This is a genomic window from Burkholderia sp. BCC0419 (assembly GCF_902830285.1).
Taxonomy (GTDB): Bacteria; Pseudomonadota; Gammaproteobacteria; order Burkholderiales; family Burkholderiaceae; genus Burkholderia.
Map to the genome: position 1 here is coordinate 397,274 of NZ_CADESR010000002.1, position 15,814 is coordinate 413,087.

General features: G+C 66.1%; 13 protein-coding genes. 8 read left to right on the plus strand and 5 right to left on the minus strand.

Features of this window, described 5'->3' with window-relative positions:
- Window positions 1–129: 129 nt before the first annotated feature.
- The 5 genes from uca to HWW87_RS15375 all read left to right on the plus strand — a co-directional run bounded on the left by uca (window position 130) and on the right by HWW87_RS15375 (window position 8,549).
- Window positions 130–3,738: an urea carboxylase gene (gene uca, locus HWW87_RS15355; protein ID WP_175820991.1), complete on the plus strand. Its 3,609-nt coding sequence runs from the start codon at window positions 130–132 to the stop codon at window positions 3,736–3,738.
- Complete coding sequence (gene atzF / locus HWW87_RS15360) at window positions 3,735–5,606, plus strand: allophanate hydrolase (RefSeq protein ID WP_175820992.1); 1,872 nt, start codon at window positions 3,735–3,737, stop codon at window positions 5,604–5,606. Before uca ends, atzF begins: the two co-directional genes overlap by 4 nt.
- 64 nt (window positions 5,607–5,670) lie before the next feature.
- Complete coding sequence (locus HWW87_RS15365; RefSeq protein ID WP_050015417.1) at window positions 5,671–6,645, plus strand: ABC transporter permease; 975 nt, start codon at window positions 5,671–5,673, stop codon at window positions 6,643–6,645.
- Between the two features lie 45 nt (window positions 6,646–6,690).
- Window positions 6,691–7,602: an ABC transporter ATP-binding protein gene (locus HWW87_RS15370; protein WP_175820993.1), complete on the plus strand. Its 912-nt coding sequence runs from the start codon at window positions 6,691–6,693 to the stop codon at window positions 7,600–7,602.
- A gap of 209 nt (window positions 7,603–7,811) precedes the next feature.
- A complete protein-coding gene (locus HWW87_RS15375; RefSeq protein ID WP_175820994.1) occupies window positions 7,812–8,549 on the plus strand; it encodes a transporter substrate-binding domain-containing protein in 738 nt (245 codons plus the stop codon).
- Window positions 8,550–8,664: 115 nt separating this feature from the next.
- On the opposite strand, the gene HWW87_RS15380 is transcribed toward HWW87_RS15375, so the two are convergent.
- The 3 genes from HWW87_RS15380 to HWW87_RS15390 are packed head-to-tail and all read right to left on the minus strand — an operon-like array spanning window position 8,665 to window position 10,804.
- On the minus strand, window positions 8,665–9,261 hold the full coding sequence (locus HWW87_RS15380) for an NAD(P)-binding domain-containing protein (protein WP_175820995.1): 597 nt from the start codon (window positions 9,259–9,261) through the stop codon (window positions 8,665–8,667).
- A 27-nt stretch (window positions 9,262–9,288) separates the two neighbouring features.
- Window positions 9,289–10,056: an SDR family oxidoreductase gene (locus HWW87_RS15385; RefSeq protein WP_175820996.1), complete on the minus strand. Its 768-nt coding sequence runs from the start codon at window positions 10,054–10,056 to the stop codon at window positions 9,289–9,291.
- A gap of 13 nt (window positions 10,057–10,069) precedes the next feature.
- Complete coding sequence (locus HWW87_RS15390) at window positions 10,070–10,804, minus strand: SDR family oxidoreductase (protein ID WP_175820997.1); 735 nt, start codon at window positions 10,802–10,804, stop codon at window positions 10,070–10,072.
- Between the two features lie 106 nt (window positions 10,805–10,910).
- Here HWW87_RS15390 and HWW87_RS15395 point away from each other — a divergent pair, with 106 nt between their 5' ends.
- Window positions 10,911–11,834: a LysR family transcriptional regulator gene (locus HWW87_RS15395; RefSeq protein WP_175820998.1), complete on the plus strand. Its 924-nt coding sequence runs from the start codon at window positions 10,911–10,913 to the stop codon at window positions 11,832–11,834.
- A gap of 4 nt (window positions 11,835–11,838) precedes the next feature.
- On the opposite strand, the gene HWW87_RS15400 is transcribed toward HWW87_RS15395, so the two are convergent.
- Complete coding sequence (locus HWW87_RS15400) at window positions 11,839–12,732, minus strand: LysR family transcriptional regulator (protein WP_175820999.1); 894 nt, start codon at window positions 12,730–12,732, stop codon at window positions 11,839–11,841.
- Window positions 12,733–12,839: 107 nt separating this feature from the next.
- Between HWW87_RS15400 and HWW87_RS15405 the strand changes: the two genes are divergently transcribed.
- Entirely contained in the window at window positions 12,840–13,448 is a 609-nt protein-coding gene (locus HWW87_RS15405; protein WP_175821000.1) for a short chain dehydrogenase, read from the plus strand.
- Between the two features lie 233 nt (window positions 13,449–13,681).
- Entirely contained in the window at window positions 13,682–14,203 is a 522-nt protein-coding gene (locus tag HWW87_RS15410; RefSeq protein WP_244107239.1) for a GNAT family N-acetyltransferase, read from the plus strand.
- Window positions 14,204–14,527: 324 nt separating this feature from the next.
- On the opposite strand, the gene HWW87_RS15415 is transcribed toward HWW87_RS15410, so the two are convergent.
- Window positions 14,528–15,760 carry an MFS transporter gene (locus tag HWW87_RS15415; RefSeq protein ID WP_175821001.1) on the minus strand — a complete coding sequence of 411 codons (1,233 nt, stop codon included), beginning with the start codon at window positions 15,758–15,760 and terminating at the stop codon, window positions 14,528–14,530.
- Between the last annotated feature and the right edge of the window lie 54 nt (window positions 15,761–15,814).

The following is a 15,814-nucleotide window of genomic DNA, read 5'->3' on the forward strand; positions in this document are numbered from 1 at the left end:
TTCGCTGCCCCCCGAGGGGGCCGTTGCCGTCCACGGCCGGCTTTGCAAAGCCGGCCGGCTGCGCGGGCGCGGAGCGATGCTCCGCGAATTCCCCGCTACGCCCCTTGGGGCGGCCCGGCGGGAGGCAACATGAGATTCGCCAAAGTCCTCGTCGCGAACCGCGGCGAAATTGCCTGCCGCGTGATCCGCACGCTGAAGCGCCTCGGCATCGCATCGGTCGCGATCTATTCGGATGCCGATCGCGACGCGCGCCACGTGGCGCTCGCCGACGAAGCCGTGCGTGTCGGACCCGCACCGGCGGCCGACAGCTATCTGAACGTCGCGGCGATCCTCGCCGCCGCGCGCGAGACCGGCGCGCAGGCCGTGCATCCCGGCTACGGCTTCCTGTCCGAGCACGCGGGCTTTGCCGACGCCTGCGAAGCGGCGGGGCTGCGCTTCATCGGGCCGCGCGGCGATCACATGCGCGCGTTCGGCCTCAAGCACACCGCGCGCGAACTCGCGGCCGCACACGGCGTCGCGCTGCTGCCCGGCACCGGGCTGCTCGACGACGTCGCAACGGCACTCGCCGAAGCCGATGCGATAGGCTATCCGGTGATGCTGAAAAGCACCGCGGGCGGTGGCGGCATCGGCATGTCGCTGTGCCGCGATGCCGCGCAACTCGGCGCGGCGTTCGAATCCGTCGTGCGGCTCGGCGCCGCGAACTTCGCGCATGCGGGCGTCTATCTCGAGAAGTTCGTCGAACACGCGCGGCACATCGAAGTGCAGATCTTCGGCGACGGCCGCGGCGGCGCGATCGCGCTCGGCGAACGCGATTGCTCCGTGCAGCGGCGCAACCAGAAGGTGATCGAGGAAACGCCCGCGCCCGACCTGACCGGCGCCGAGCGCGACGCGCTGCACGCGAGCGCGGTGCGGCTCGCGCGCGCGGTGGGCTACGCATCGGCCGGCACGGTCGAATTCGTGTTCGACGCCACCGCGCGGCGGTTCTATTTCCTCGAGGTGAACACGCGGCTGCAGGTCGAACATTGCGTGACCGAGGCGGTGACGGACATCGATCTCGTGGAATGGATGATCCTGCAGGCCGAAGGCGACCTGCCGCCGCTCGACACGCTCGCCGTTGCGCCGCGCGGCGCGAGCATTCAGGTGCGGCTCTATGCGGAGGATCCGCACAAGCAGTTCCAGCCGAGCGCCGGGCTGCTCACGCACGTCGCGTTTCCCGACAACGTGCGGGTCGACGGCTGGATCGACGCGGGCACGGAGATCAGCGCGCATTACGATCCGCTGCTCGCGAAGCTGATCGTGCGCGGCGACACGCGGCGCGATGCGCTGGCCGCGCTGCGGGCCGCGCTCGACCATACCGAGCTGTACGGGATCGAGACCAATCTCGACTACCTGCGTGCCGTTGTCGGCTCCGACACGTTCGCGCGCGGCGCGCCGACGACCGCCTTCCTGTCGCGCTTCGCGTTCGCACCGCACACGATCGACGTGCTCGACGGCGGCGTGCAGACCACCGTGCAGCAGGCGTCCGGGCGCGTCGGCTACTGGAGTGTCGGCGTGCCGCCGTCGGGCCCGATGGACGATCGCGCGTTCGACCTCGCGAACACGCTGCTCGGCAATGCGCGCGACGCGGCCGGGCTGGAATTCACGATGGTCGGCGCGACGCTGCGCTTCAATACCGCGACGCTGTTCGTGCTCGGCGGCGCGCCGCTCGCGGCCATGCTCGACGGTGAACCGGTGCCGTTCTGGCAGGTCGTGCGCGCCCGAGCGGGTGCGGTGCTCAAGCTGGGCGGCGTGACGGGCGCGGGCGTGCGCGCGTGTCTCGCCGTCAAGGGCGGGCTGCAGGTGCCCGACTATCTCGGCAGCAAGGCGACCTTCACGCTCGGCCAGTTCGGCGGCCATGCCGGCCGCGCGCTGCGCAAGGGCGACGTGCTGCATCTGCACGCGGACGCCGGGCGCGGCGACGCCGGTGCGACGCTGGCCGCGGCCGACATTCCCGCGCTGACGCATGCATGGACGCTCGGCGTGCTCGACGGCCCGCATGGTGCGCCGGATTTCTTCACGCCGGACGACATCGCGATGCTCTACGGCACGCAGTGGACCGTCCATTACAACTCCAGCCGCACCGGCGTGCGGCTGATCGGCCCGAAGCCGCAATGGGCCCGCGCGGACGGCGGCGAGGCGGGGCTGCATCCGTCGAACATCCACGACAACGCGTATGCGATCGGTGCCGTCGATTTCACCGGCGACATGCCGGTGATTCTTGGCCCGGACGGGCCGAGCCTCGGCGGCTTCGTGTGTCCGGTGACGGTCGTGCGCGACGAGCTGTGGAAGCTCGGGCAGTTGCGGCCGGGCGATACCGTGCAGTTCGTGCGCGTGGGCGTGTCGTCCGGGAAACCGGCTGCTGCGACCGTGGATGCGGCGCGTGACGTTGCCGCTGCTGCATCCGGTGCATCCAACGATTGCGTGCTGCATCGCGACCCGTCCGCAGGCGGCGGCATCGGCGTCGTCTACCGGCGCTCGGGCGATCGCAACGTGCTCGTCGAATACGGGCCGCTCGTGCTCGACCTGAACCTGCGTTTTCGCGTGCACGCGCTGATGTGCTGGCTCGACGCGCACCGGCTGCCCGGCATGCTCGACCTGACGCCGGGCATCCGCTCGCTCCAGGTGCAGTTCGATGCGCGGACGCTGCCGCTTGCCGCGCTGCTCGCGCATCTGCAGGCCGCCGAGCGCGAACTGCCCGACGTGGCCGACATGCGCGTGCCGAACCGCATCGTCCATCTGCCGCTGTCGTGGGACGACCCGTCGACGCGCGTCGCGATCGAGCGCTACATGCAGTCGGTGCGGCCCGATGCGCCGTGGTGCCCGAGCAATATCGAGTTCATCCGGCGCATCAACGGCCTGGCGAGCATCGACGACGTGAAGCGCATCGTGTTCGACGCGCGCTATCTGGTGATGGGCCTCGGCGACGTCTACCTCGGTGCACCCGTCGCGACGCCGATCGATCCGCGGCACCGGCTCGTGACGACCAAGTACAACCCCGCGCGCACCTGGACCCCGGAGAACGCGGTCGGCATCGGCGGCGCGTATCTGTGCGTGTACGGGATGGAAGGGCCGGGCGGCTATCAGTTCGTCGGCCGCACCGTGCAGATGTGGAATCGCCACCGCACCACACGCGAATTCGAGGCCGGCAAGCCGTGGCTGCTGCGCTTCTTCGACGAGATCCGCTTCTACGAAGTCAGCGAGGCCGAGCTGAGTGCGCTGCGGGCGGATTTCATCGCGGGCCGCGCGACGCTGAAGATCGAGGAATCCGTGTTCGATCTGCGCGCATACAACCGCTTCCTGCACGACGAGGCGGAATCGATCGCCGCGTTCAAGGCGACGCAGCAGGCCGCATTCGACGCGGAGCGCGAGCGGTGGCGCGCGGCCGGCCATGCCGAATACGTCGGCGACGCGGAGCAGGGCGATGCGCAAGCGGACCGGGTCGCGGCCGCGCTCGACGACACGCAGCGCGCGATTGCCGCGGACGTGTCGGGCAGCGTGTGGAAAGTGCTGGTCGAAGCCGGCGAGCGCGTGACCGAAGGGCAGGTCGTCGCGATCGTCGAGTCGATGAAGATGGAGGTGGCGGTGACGGCAACGGAAGACGGGACGATCGAGACGATCGATTGCGCGCCTGGCGCGGCGGTGGTGGCCGGCCAGCGGCTGATGGTGATGAAGGCGGGCGCCGCCGAGGAGGTCGCATGAGCACGACGGAACGTTCGATCCTGCCCGGGCTGCGCTCGATTGCCGCGCTGCGCGCGCGCTACGCGGCGGGCTACTTGACGCCGCATGCGCTCGTCGACGCGATCGCCGCGCATGTCGCCGCGGGCGACCCGCACCATGCGTGGATCCGGCCGCTGACGCGCGACGAGATGATGCCGTATGCCGACGCGCTCGCCGGGCGCGACCTCGCGTCGTTGCCGCTTTACGGCGTGCCGTTCGCGATCAAGGACAACATCGACCTCGCCGGCATCCCGACGACGGCAGGCTGCCCCGCCTACGCGTACACGCCGGCCCGCAGCGCGCCCGTCGTCGAGCGATTGATCGCAGCCGGCGCGATTCCCGTCGGCAAGACCAATCTCGACCAGTTCGCGACCGGGCTCTCGGGGCAGCGCTCGCCTTACGGCGCGTGCCGCAATGCGCTCGATCCGCGCTATGCATCGGGCGGCTCGAGTTCCGGGTCGGCCGTGGCCGTCGCGCTCGGCGTCGCAACCTTCTCGCTCGGCACCGACACGGCCGGCTCCGGGCGCGTGCCGGCCGCGTTTCACGGGCTCGTCGGGCTCAAGCCGACACGGGGCGTGCTGAGCACGCTCGGCGTGGTGCCGGCCTGCCGGTCGCTCGATTGCGTATCGGTGTTCGCGCGTTCGGCGGACGATGCGCGCACCGTGTTCGCCGCCGCGCACGGCGAGACGGAGGGCGATCCGTACGGACGCGCCTGGCAGCCACTGTTGGGCGCGGACGGATTGCGCGCGCACCCGGCGCGGCCGCTCGGGGAATTGCATTTCGGCACGCCGCGTGCGGATCAGCTCGAATTCTTCGGCGACGATTCGTATCGCGCGGCCTGGGGCGTGGCGTTGGAACGGTTGCGCGCGACCGGCGCGCGGGTCGTCGAAATCGACTTCAGCCCGTTCCTGGCCGCCGCGCGGCTGCTGTACGACGGCCCGTGGGTCGCCGAGCGGCTGGCCGCGATCGGCGCATTCGCCGCGCGGGAGCCCGATGCGCTGCATCCGGTGATTCGCGAGATCGTCGGCGGTGCGTCGCGCTTCAGCGCCGCCGATGCGTTCGCCGCATTCGACCGGCTTGCGGCGCTGCGCGTTGACGCGGCCCGCGCGTGGGACGGCCTCGACGCGATCGTGATGCCGACCTCGGCGACGACCGCGACCGTCGAGGCGCTAGAAGCCGACCCGATCGCGGTCAATTCGCGCTTCGGCTACTACACGAACTTCGTGAACCTGCTCGACCTGTCCGCGATCGCGGTGCCTGCGGGCACGTGCGCAACCGGACCGCATGCGGGCTTGCCGTTCGGGATCACGTTCGTCGGCCGCGCGCACGACGATGCGCGGCTGCTCGATCTCGCACACGCGTGGGGCGACGGCGCTGCCGCGGTCGACGACGTTCGGCCGCTCGCAGCCGCGATGTCGGCGCGTGCCGCCTCCGCGGGTGTCGTGCGGGTGGCCGTCGTCGGCGCGCATCTTCGCGGCGAACCGCTGAACGGGCAGCTCACGCAGCGTGGCGCGCGCTTCGTCGCCGCGACCACGACCGCGCCGGCCTATCGCCTCTATGCGCTGTCCGCCGACGCAAGCGGCGGCGTCGCGAAACCGGGGCTCGTGCGCGTGCCGGACGGCGGCGCACCGATCGCGGTCGAGGTCTGGGAGATGCCGGTCGAGGCCTACGGCAGCTTCGTCGCCGGCATCGCGGCGCCGCTCGGCATCGGCACGCTGACACTCGCAGACAGTTCGCGCGTGCAGGGCTTCCTGTGCGAGAGCGTGGCGCTCGACGATGCACGGGACATCACGCAGTTCGGCGGCTGGCGCGCTTACCGCGCGCAGGCGGCCAGCGGCGCACTGCAATGAACGCACGGTCGCGCGATGCCGCGGCATCCGCGCGACCGGCACCCGAAACGATACGGAGATTCCGATGACAACGACCCGCAACACGACCGGATGGCTCGCGGTGCGCCGCGAGCTGACGACACGCGGCAAATGGACGCTCGGGCTGGCGTCCTTCCTGCTGCCGTTCGCCGTCTGGTGCCTGATCAGCTATGTCCCGTTCGTCTGGCATCCGCAAATGCGCATCACGAATCCGGGCAGCGTCGACTATTTCCAGACCGGCATGCAGATCGACCGCGACGTGTTCGACGACGAGCTCGCGCATGCGCGTGCGACGCACGCGGCGGTGCCCGAGGGCGTGCGCGCGAATCCGGTCTATCTGCCGGCACCGCACCAGGTATTGCGCGCGTTCTACACGGCGTTCACGACACCGCCCGCGTCGCGCGACGGCGTATGGCTGCACGAAAGCCTGTGGCACAGCATCCGCATCATCTTCTGGGGTTTCGTGATCTCGTCCGCGATCGGCGTGCCGCTCGGCATCGTCTGCGGCACTTTCAGTGCGCTCGCGCGGCTGCAGGAGCCGTTCCTCGAGTTCTTCCGCTACCTGCCTGCGCCGGCGTTCGGTGCGCTGATGGTCGCGATTCTCGGCATCTATGACGCGCCGAAGATCGCGATCATCGTGATCGGGACGCTGTTCCAGCAGGTGCTGATCGTCGCGAACACCACGCGCAAGCTCGAATACGGGCTGTTCGAGGCCGCGATGACGCTCGGCACGAAGAAGCTGAAGCTGCTCACGCACGTCGTGATTCCGGGCGTGCTGCCGGACCTGTATCGCGATCAGCGGATCCTGCTCGGCTGGGCGTGGACTTACCTGATCGTCGCCGAGCTGGTCGGCACGAGTTCGGGCATCACGTGGTACATCAGCCAGCAGGCGCGCTACCAGCATTTCGACAACGTGTATGCGGCGATCCTGATGATCGGGATCATCGGCCTCGGCACCGACATCGTGCTCGGGCTGCTCGGCCGCCGGCTCTTTCCGTGGGACCGCACGCTGAAAGCGTGAGCGCCGCCCGTACGACCCCATCGACAGATTTCCGCAGAGGGCATCATGCAGAACCCGCAAGCCGTTCCCGATTACCTGATTCAATCCGACGCGGTGCGCGAGCGCTTCGCGCGACTGAAGGCCCGCGACGTGATACTCGACGTGCGACACGTCGGCAAGCGTTTCACGACGCCGCAGGGCGAATGCATCGCGCTCGACGACATCAGTTTCCGCACGCACCGGCGCGAGTTCGTGTGCGTGATCGGCCCGTCCGGCTGCGGCAAGTCGACGTTGATCCGGATCCTGGCCGGCCTCGACGCGCAGACGAGCGGCGAAGTGCTGCTGGACGGCAAACCGGTGGACGGGCCGGGCGCCGATCGCGGGATGGTGTTCCAGGGCTATACGCTGTTTCCGTGGCTCACGGTGAAGAAGAACGTGATGTTCGGCCTGCGCATGAACGGCAGCAGTAGTGGCCAGGCCGAGCGCGAGGCGCTGCAGTGGCTCGATCTCGTCGGGCTGACGCGTTTTGCCGACGTGTATCCGCACCAGTTGTCGGGCGGCATGAAGCAGCGCGTGGCGATTGCCCGTGCGCTCGCGAACCGTCCGCGCATCCTGCTGATGGACGAACCGTTCGGCGCACTGGACGCGCAGACGCGTGCAAGGATGCAGACGCACCTGCTCGACATCTGGCGCAACATCGACGTGACGATCCTGTTCATCACGCACGACCTCGACGAGGCGATCTTTCTGGCCGACCGGATCCTGGTGCTGAAGGCGAATCCGGGCGGGGTGCAGGAGCTGATCGAGGTGCCGGTGCCGCGGCCGCGCGATTATTCGCAGGTCAATACGCCCGAGTTCATCGCGACGAAGGCGCGGCTCGAAGCGCTGATTCATCCGAAGGAGGCCGCGACGGCCGAAGACGACGGCATCAAGCCGCACATGATCCGGATGACGGACATTGCGGATAACGTCGAATAGCGTAGAGCCAAATCATTTTGGCACGCCGGAACCCGTGTCGTACCAGGCCTCCGATGTCCAGGTTGACGACTTCATTGACGGTTGCACCAAAATAATGTCGTCAACTCGCGTGCGTCCGAATTAATTTTGTCAGCTTGCGGAGTAAGCCTAGACTGCCCACGATAAGCTCATGACTTTCTGATCGATTCCTCGGCTTTCGAGACAAAGCGATGAAGTTAACCATTGCGTACATCGAAGAACCGCCGTTCGGCTGGACCGAAGCGGATGGCACCGCGACCGGTGCCGATCTCGAGCTCGCGGAGACGATCCTCCGGCAGATTGGCGTCACCCGGATCGAGTATTGCCCGATGACGTTCAGCGAATTGCTGCCCGGCGTTGAAGCAGGTCGCTGGGACATGAACGTGCCGCTCTTCGTGACACCGCAGCGTGCCAATACCGTCGCGTTCAGCGTGCCGGTGTGGGGGATCGGAGACGGTTTTCTGGTTCGGCCCGGAAACCCGAAGGCGCTCAGGAGCTATGCCTCGATCGCGGAACGTCCTGATGCGCGTCTCGGCATCATTGCCGGACAGGTACAGCATGATTCCGCGATGGCGTCAGGCGTGAGCCGGCGGCAAATCGTCGTCTTCGAACAGCAGGCCGACGCGATCGCGGCCGTTCTCTCCGGCGTGATCGACGCCTATGCGAGCACGGCTTTGGGGAATCGAATCGCTGCGAGCCGGATAGGCAGCTCGATGATCCAGGCCGTCGCGCACGAGTCGGATGTCAACGGCAGCCAGCGGACGCCTCCGCTGGGTGCGTTTTCATTCAATCGGGGAAACCGGGATCTTCTGATGGCGGTTAATCAGCAACTTCGTTCGTATCTCGGCTCGCCGGACCATCGCGCGCGCATGGCGAGATTCGGGCTGACCGCTCGCGAGATCGATCCGGCCGTCTTGCAGACGGGATAGGTCGGCACTCGGCCGCGAGCGGTCATTCCTGTGCGTTGTCGTTCGGCCGTTCGAGCGTCGGCTGTGCCCGGCAACCGCCCATTCGACTCGGCGAAATGCCTGGAATCGAGGTTCATCAGTCAAAGCTGATCAGGTCCTTGAAGATCAGGTGTCCCCAGCTTTTTCCGCGCGCATGCACGAGCCATCCCCCTTCCGACAGCCGGCCAAGCCGGATCGGCGCGAAACCGAGTTTTTCCGCAAGCGCAGCTACCTCCGCCGCGGCCTCGTCATCGTCGCTCGCCAGAAACACGACTCTCCTGCCACCGTGGACGGCCGGGTCCTGGCCAAGGACGCCAGCGACCAGATGGTTGAAGCCTTTCACCAGCCTGGCGCCGGTGAACGTTTTTGCGACGAAGGCCGAGGACGGGAGACCGCCCAGTTCGTCCAGCGGGGCCTGCGTGTTCATCGCGTCGATGAGGGTCTTTCCCTTCCAGTCGCCCAGCGCTTTGGCGACCGCCGGGTGCGACTCGAAACGAACCGCCAAAAAGATGACGTCCGCCTTGACGGCTTCCGCCAGGGTCGTGGGAATGATCGTTGGTCCGATCGCGGCCGCGTCGGCCGCGAAGCTTTCCGGGTCGCGCGTGGTTGCAACGGCCACTTCGATGCGGTTGCGGGCGAACGCCTTGGCAAGCGCGTGACCGATCTTGCCGAAGCCGATGATGGCGTAACTCATATGTTTCTCCTTCGTTTCCCGGTGCGCTCAGAGCTTGTAACCGCCGCTCGCCTCGATCGTCTGGCCGGTCACCCAATGGCCGTCATCAGACGCCAGAAACGCGACGACGGCGGCGATTTCCGAAGGCTCGCCGAAGCGGCCCAGCGCGATTTGCGCCTCGGCCGCCTTGACGAGTTCGGGATTCTCGCGAAAGGCGGCGTTCGCATCCGTGCGCGTGAAGCCTGGCGCGACGGCGTTCGCGGTGATGCCGCGCGGCCCCAGCTCGATGGCGAGCGTATGGGTCAGGGTGTTGATGGCCGCTTTCGCCATCGAGTAGACGGGCGCCGCCGTGACGGGCTTCGTGGCGGCAGCGGAAGAAATATTGACGATGCACCCGCCATCGGCGAGGCGATCCAGCGCGGCCTGAATGATGAAGAAGGGCGCGCGGGCGTAGACGGCCATCAGGGTGTCCCAACTCTCCGGCGTCGCGTCCTTGAAGCCAAGCCAGCCGGAATTGCCGGCGTTGTTGACCAGGATGTCGAGGGTTTTGCTGCCGTTGCGCCGGGTGAATTCGTCGTCGAGTTTTTCGAACAAAGCCGGCACGCTCGCCGGGTCGACGAGATCCGCATGGATCGCAAACGCGGCGCCGCCCGCTTTTTCGATGGCCGCGATCGCCTCGTCCGCGCCGGATTTGCTGGCGTTGTAGGTCAGCGCGACTGTCGCCCCGTCCCTGGCAAGACGTTCGGCGATGGCGCGGCCAATGCCGCGTGATGCGCCGGTAACGAGCGCGGTCTTGCCCTTTAGCGATTGAGTCATGTGGTGCTTCTCCTCAGAGTTGTGCCAGGCCGCCGTCGACGGCGACCTCGCTGGCGGTCATGAAACTGCTGTCCGACGATGCAAGAAAGGCGGCTACCGCCCCGATTTCTGCCGGATCGGCCATGCGCTGGAGCGGCGTCATCGCGCCGTAGGCCTTCTGGCCCGCTTCGCCCAGCGCTTCCTTGGCCAGTTCGGTCGCCGTCGCCCCCGGCGACAGCACGTTGACCCGGATGCCGGTGCCCTTCAGGTCCTCCGCCCAAGTCCGGGCGAGGTTGCGTACCGCGGCCTTGCTCGCGCTGTAAGCCGTGAATCCCGGCGCTCCCGTGGTGCCGGCGCTCGAGCCGGTCAGGATGATCGACCCGCCCGGGCCCATCAGCGGCAGCGCCTGCTGGACCGTGAAGATCGTCCCCTTCACATTGGTGTCGAAGGTGTCGTCGATGTGCTCGGCGGTGATCTGGCCGAGCGGAAGCGGGCTACCGGTCCCGGCGTTGGCGAAGACGATGTCGAGTGTTCCGCGCTCCGCCTTCACCGCCGCGTAGAGCCGGTCGAGGTCGGCCGGATCGGAGACCGAGCCCTTCACCGCGCGGGCATTCGACCCAAGGTCGGCCACCGCCGCGTCGAGCGCCGCCTGCCGGCGGCCGAAGAGGAAGACGAACGCGCCTTCCTCGATGAAGCGCTTTGCCGCGGCGCGGCCGATGCCGGTTGCGCCGCCGGTGATCACGGCGGTCTTTCCATTCAGTCTGTTCATGTCATGCATCCTTCGAAACGAAAGCGACAAACTCGATTCTGGCGCGCTTGATTCATGAAGCCAATTGACTGAATATCTATAAATACCATCTACTTTTTAGATACCTATGCTGGACAACGTCACCATCAATCAACTTCGCGCGTTCGTCGCCGTGTGTGACCAGGGAAGCTTTTCCGGGGCGGCAAGGGAACTGAGGCGTGCGCAGTCGGCGATCAGTCATGCGATCGGCGCGCTCGAGAGCGCCTTCGACGTGGTGCTGTTCGAGCGCAACACGCGCAAGGCGACGCTCACGGCCGCCGGCCGCAGCCTGCTGCCCGATGCGCGCGGGGTGATCTCGCGCACCGAGGAAATGAAGATGCGTGCGGTCGCGATTGCCGAAACCGGCGTCCCGCAGGTGTCGATCGCCGTGGACACCTATTTTTCGCGTGCGCACCTGATTGAATGCCTGCGCACGCTGCAGGCGGAGTTTCCGACGGTTGCAATCAATCTGCGCATGACGACCATGCAGGGCGGCGAGCGTCTGGTTCTCCAGGGCACGTGCGCATTGGCGATGACGATCACGGACGTGCCCGAGCTGAGCCCAGGCACCATCGAACGGCATCACTTATGTGATGCGCAAATGGTGACCGTATGTGGGCCATCGCATCCGCTGGCCGCCATGGCGGGGCCGATCCCGCGCGAGGAATTCGGCCGGCACATCCAGCTCGTCGTCACCGACAATCAGCCCGATGCGGAAAAGACCCAGCAAGGGGTCGCCAGTGAACGCCAGTGGTGGGTGAATGACCTTGGCGCGAAGCACGACCTGCTCAGAGCGAGCTTGTGCTGGGGGCACATGCCGCGCCATATGGTCGAGGCAGACCTCGCGAAGGGAACACTGGTCGAGCTCCAGCGGCGCGCGTGGCACATGCGTCCCCTCACGTTCATGATCTCGCAGCGGCGCGGGTACGCGTTTTCCGGATGCGAGACACGGCTGGTCGAACTCCTTGGCAAGTGTCCTTCGCAACGGGTGGGGAGAGGGCGGTCGGCGTGACACGCTACGACGGTTCACGCTCCGTCACATGCTCGAGCAAATGCGCCACAAAGCGGGTGAGCTTGGGCAGCGGGCGCCGGTCGTGTCGATACACGATATGAACGGGGTGTGGCTTCGGCGAGTAGCCTTGCAGCACTTGTACCAACGCGCCGCTTGCCAGATCGTGGCTCACCAGGACTTCCGGTTGCAGCAGCAATCCCGCGCCTGCGATTGCGGCCATCCGCAGGCCGTTGCCGTCATTGCAAGTGAACACCGATTCAGCCGAAAAGTGCGCGCTGTCATCGTCCCCGAGCTTCCAGCCGTTTCGGCTGTTCCATACCGTGTGAAACAGGCAGTGATGCGCGCTCAGGTCCTGTGGCGTCTCCGGACGTCCGTACTGAGCGAGATAGCCCGGCGATGCGCAGATCACCATGCGATACCGGGTCAACGGCCTTGCAACGAGGTCGGCATCACCCAATTCGCCAATGCGGATCGCCAGATCAAAACCCTCGTCGATCAGGTCGACGTTGCGATTGCTCAATTCCAGCTCGACACGCACGAGCGGATACATCTGCCGGAAAGTCGCGGCTAGCGGCGCAATGACACAGGCGCCAAAGGTGATCGGCGCGCTGATTCGCAACGTACCGGAGGGTGACGCGCGTAGCCGTTCGACCGACGTTTCGGCGATGCGCATGTGTTCGAGCGCACGCTTGGCGTCTTCGTAGAACACGCGACCGGCATCAGTCAGATTCTGGCGCCGGGTCGTGCGCTCGAGCAGGCGCGCAGCGAGACGCTCCTCCAGTTCGCGCACATATTTGCCAACCATGACCGCGGAGATTTCCAGCCGCCGCGCCGCCTCGGTGAAGTTGCCGCCTTCGACGACGGCGACAAAGGTTTCCATGGCACGCAGCCTGTCCATATTACGAACCGTAGGTTAGTAGTGTTGGAAATTAGAGCACATTTATCGGATCGCTGGTTCGGTGAAGAATGGCGACGTTCCAACCTGAACGCGAAAAGGAGTGTTCGATGAAGATCGTCGTAATCGGTGCCGGCGGGGACGTCGGTCGTGCCGCGGCAGATGAGCTTGCGCGTGACGGCAAGCACGAAATCATTCGCGTTGGCCGCACCCGCGGAGACCATCAGGTCGACATCACGCGTGACGACAGTGTCGGTTCGCTGTTCGAGCAGATCGGGCGCGTCGATGCCATCGTGGTCGCCGCAGGCAATGTCATATTGGCGCCAATCGAAAAGATGACGGCTGCCGATTTCCATCAAGGCCTGCAGGACAAGCTGCTCGGTCAGGTGCGCGTCGCGCTGGTGGGTCAGCATTACCTGAGCGATGGCGGTTCGATCACGCTGACGTCGGGCATCGCCGTCGATGATCCGATTGCGCAGGGTTCTCACGCTGCAGCGTCGAATGCCGGAATTGAAGGGTTCGTGCGTGCAGCTGCGTGCGATTTTCGTCGGGGTATCCGAATCAATGCCGTCAGTCCAACCATGCTGATCGAATCCGTGGAACGGTTTGGCCCGTTCTTCCCCGGTTACGAAGGCGTGCCGGCAACACGTGTGGCAATGGCCTATCGCCGCAGCGTGGAGGGCGTGCATAGCGGCCGCATCTATCGGGTTGGCCACTGAAATAAAGCGCTCGCGGCACGTCCGCTGCTCCAGTTTGTCGCCACTGCCACCCCTATTCGTCCGGTGAATGGCCGCTCTACATCGGAACGCGCCGCGCATGGGGCACGCGATGGCGACCGGCAGCAGTGGCTCGGCTACAGCCGAACGCGTCGGGCTACCGGCCAGAAGCGGTCCTTCGACATCCACGGCCAGATCGTCCACAATCGGCGTTGCACATTGTCGCCTGAACCGGTATGAGCCTGTACACACCCACGCTACGTCGAATCGACCGTCGATCATCGAATGACATAGAACGTCTGCAAGCTGTGCTCGAAGGTGCTCCGGGCTATAGCCTTGCAGTGGAAGGCAAGCTACCCGCGCCGAACGCCGCGATCGAGGTACTTGATGCGCTGCCGCCCGGCAAAAAGCACTCTGACAAATTCGTCTTCGAAATCTCCCACGATGTCGAGGCGGTTGGATGTATCGAGATGGTGCGGGGCTATCCTGAGGTCGACATCGCTTTCATCGGCTTATTGTTGTTCCGGGAAAGTTCGCAGGGACGGGGCTTGGGTCCGCAGGTTCTGCGTCTCGCCGAAGCGATCGGGATGGGCTGGCAATGTCGCGCATTGCGCCTTGCCGTCATCGACACAAATCCGAGAGCGGTCGAATTCTGGAAACGCGAAGGCTTCATTGAACTGCTTCGCAAACCAGCGATGGATTTCGACGGGCAGGCTATCGTAATGGAGCGCGCTCTGCCGGCCGCAATACCTACCTAAGGCAGATCTTGCCCCATCAGGTCGCATACGTTGCCTCTGTTTCATTGCAACACTCCTCGCTGCTATGCAGCCTCAAGTGTGTTGCATCGACGGGTTGAATCCGAAGTCGATATCTGCCGATCCCGAAAAGCGCGAGCATAGGTGTGTGCGCAGGTTTGCGCGCTACGCCTGTCGGATAGGGCGCAGGTACTGCTGCATCACCGGATGGGTGCGTCGATGATCGCAGCGTTCTTGTCGAGCGTCACGTCCGGCCAGTCCGTTTCGCGGCCACAAGCGATGCACAGGCACCCATGCCGTCTTCGCCCGCCGACTACCCGCCGCAACTCACCGAACCTCCACCGCACGTGCCGGAACCGTTGCCGCGACCAAAACCGCATCGCTGATTTTCGGCAACCACGCAAACGCGATCGTGACCAGCGTGACGCCGACGACGAGCATCGGCACCACCATCGGCCACGCGCCCGACTGATAGCGCGGATCGGTGAAAACCGCCGCCGTCTGTCCCACGCCGAAAGCGCAGAACATCATGATGAAGCCGGACCAGGATACTGCGCGGCCCGCAAGGTGAGGCAGGCCGCTGACCGCCCCTGCCTGTCCGCATGGCTGATGGATTCCGTGGCCGAGGCAATACACGCCATGCCCGACGAGCAGCGGCCAGATGCTGCCCGGAAGCAGCGCACACCCCAACGCCTGGATCACCGCGCCTGACAGGCTCAACGTCGCGCCCTGGCGCACCGTTCGCAGCATGCTTTGACGTCGCAGCAACTGGCGGCAGCCGTAGGTACTGAGGACATAGACGAGCGTACCGCTCGCCGGTATCCAGCCGTATCGCTGGGGCGAGATGCCGAGCTGCCGGATGTAGATCGTGGGGGAAAGCAGCAGAAAACAGAACATGCCGGTGTACGTCGAGGCGGCCAGCAGCGTCCATACCCTGAACGTGGCATTGCCGAGTATCTCGCGCACGTCCCGGGTCGAGCCTCGGCTCGGCGCGATTTCCGCGACGCTTTCCTCGAAGCCGTACCAGCACATGATGAGCAAGCCGAACGCATACAGGCTCATCCCCGCGAGTACCCATCGCCAGCCGGCGTGCTGCGTGACATACGCACCGAGAATCGGGGCAAGGAACGCCATCATCCCCATTCCCATGAAACCGCGCGCCATCACGTACGGGCCGTCGCCCGCCGAATACCGGTCGCGCACCGCCGCACGGGCGCATACTAGGATCGCGGCCATTGCAAAGCCCTGCATCGCACGCGCGGCCACCAGCATCGCGGCGGTTGACGCGAGCGCCGCCGCCAATGCGGTCAGCGCATAGAGCGCAAGGCCGGTCAGCAAGACGGGACGACGGCCGAATCGGTCGGAAAGACTGCCCATCGGCAATTGTCCGATACCGAATATCAATGCGAAAACCGTGAGGCTGACGCTGGCGGAGCCCAGCGTCGCGGCGATTTCAGGCAGCGCCGGCAGGTAACTGTCGGTCGCCACCGGCTGGGCCGCCAGCAGCAGCGGCAACATGAGCGCGAAGTTCAAGCGAGCGGGTCGCGTGGTGTCCGGCATGACGGTTTTCGGCACGGTATCGGGCGTGGGGTGAAGGCAGCGGCAATGCCAAGG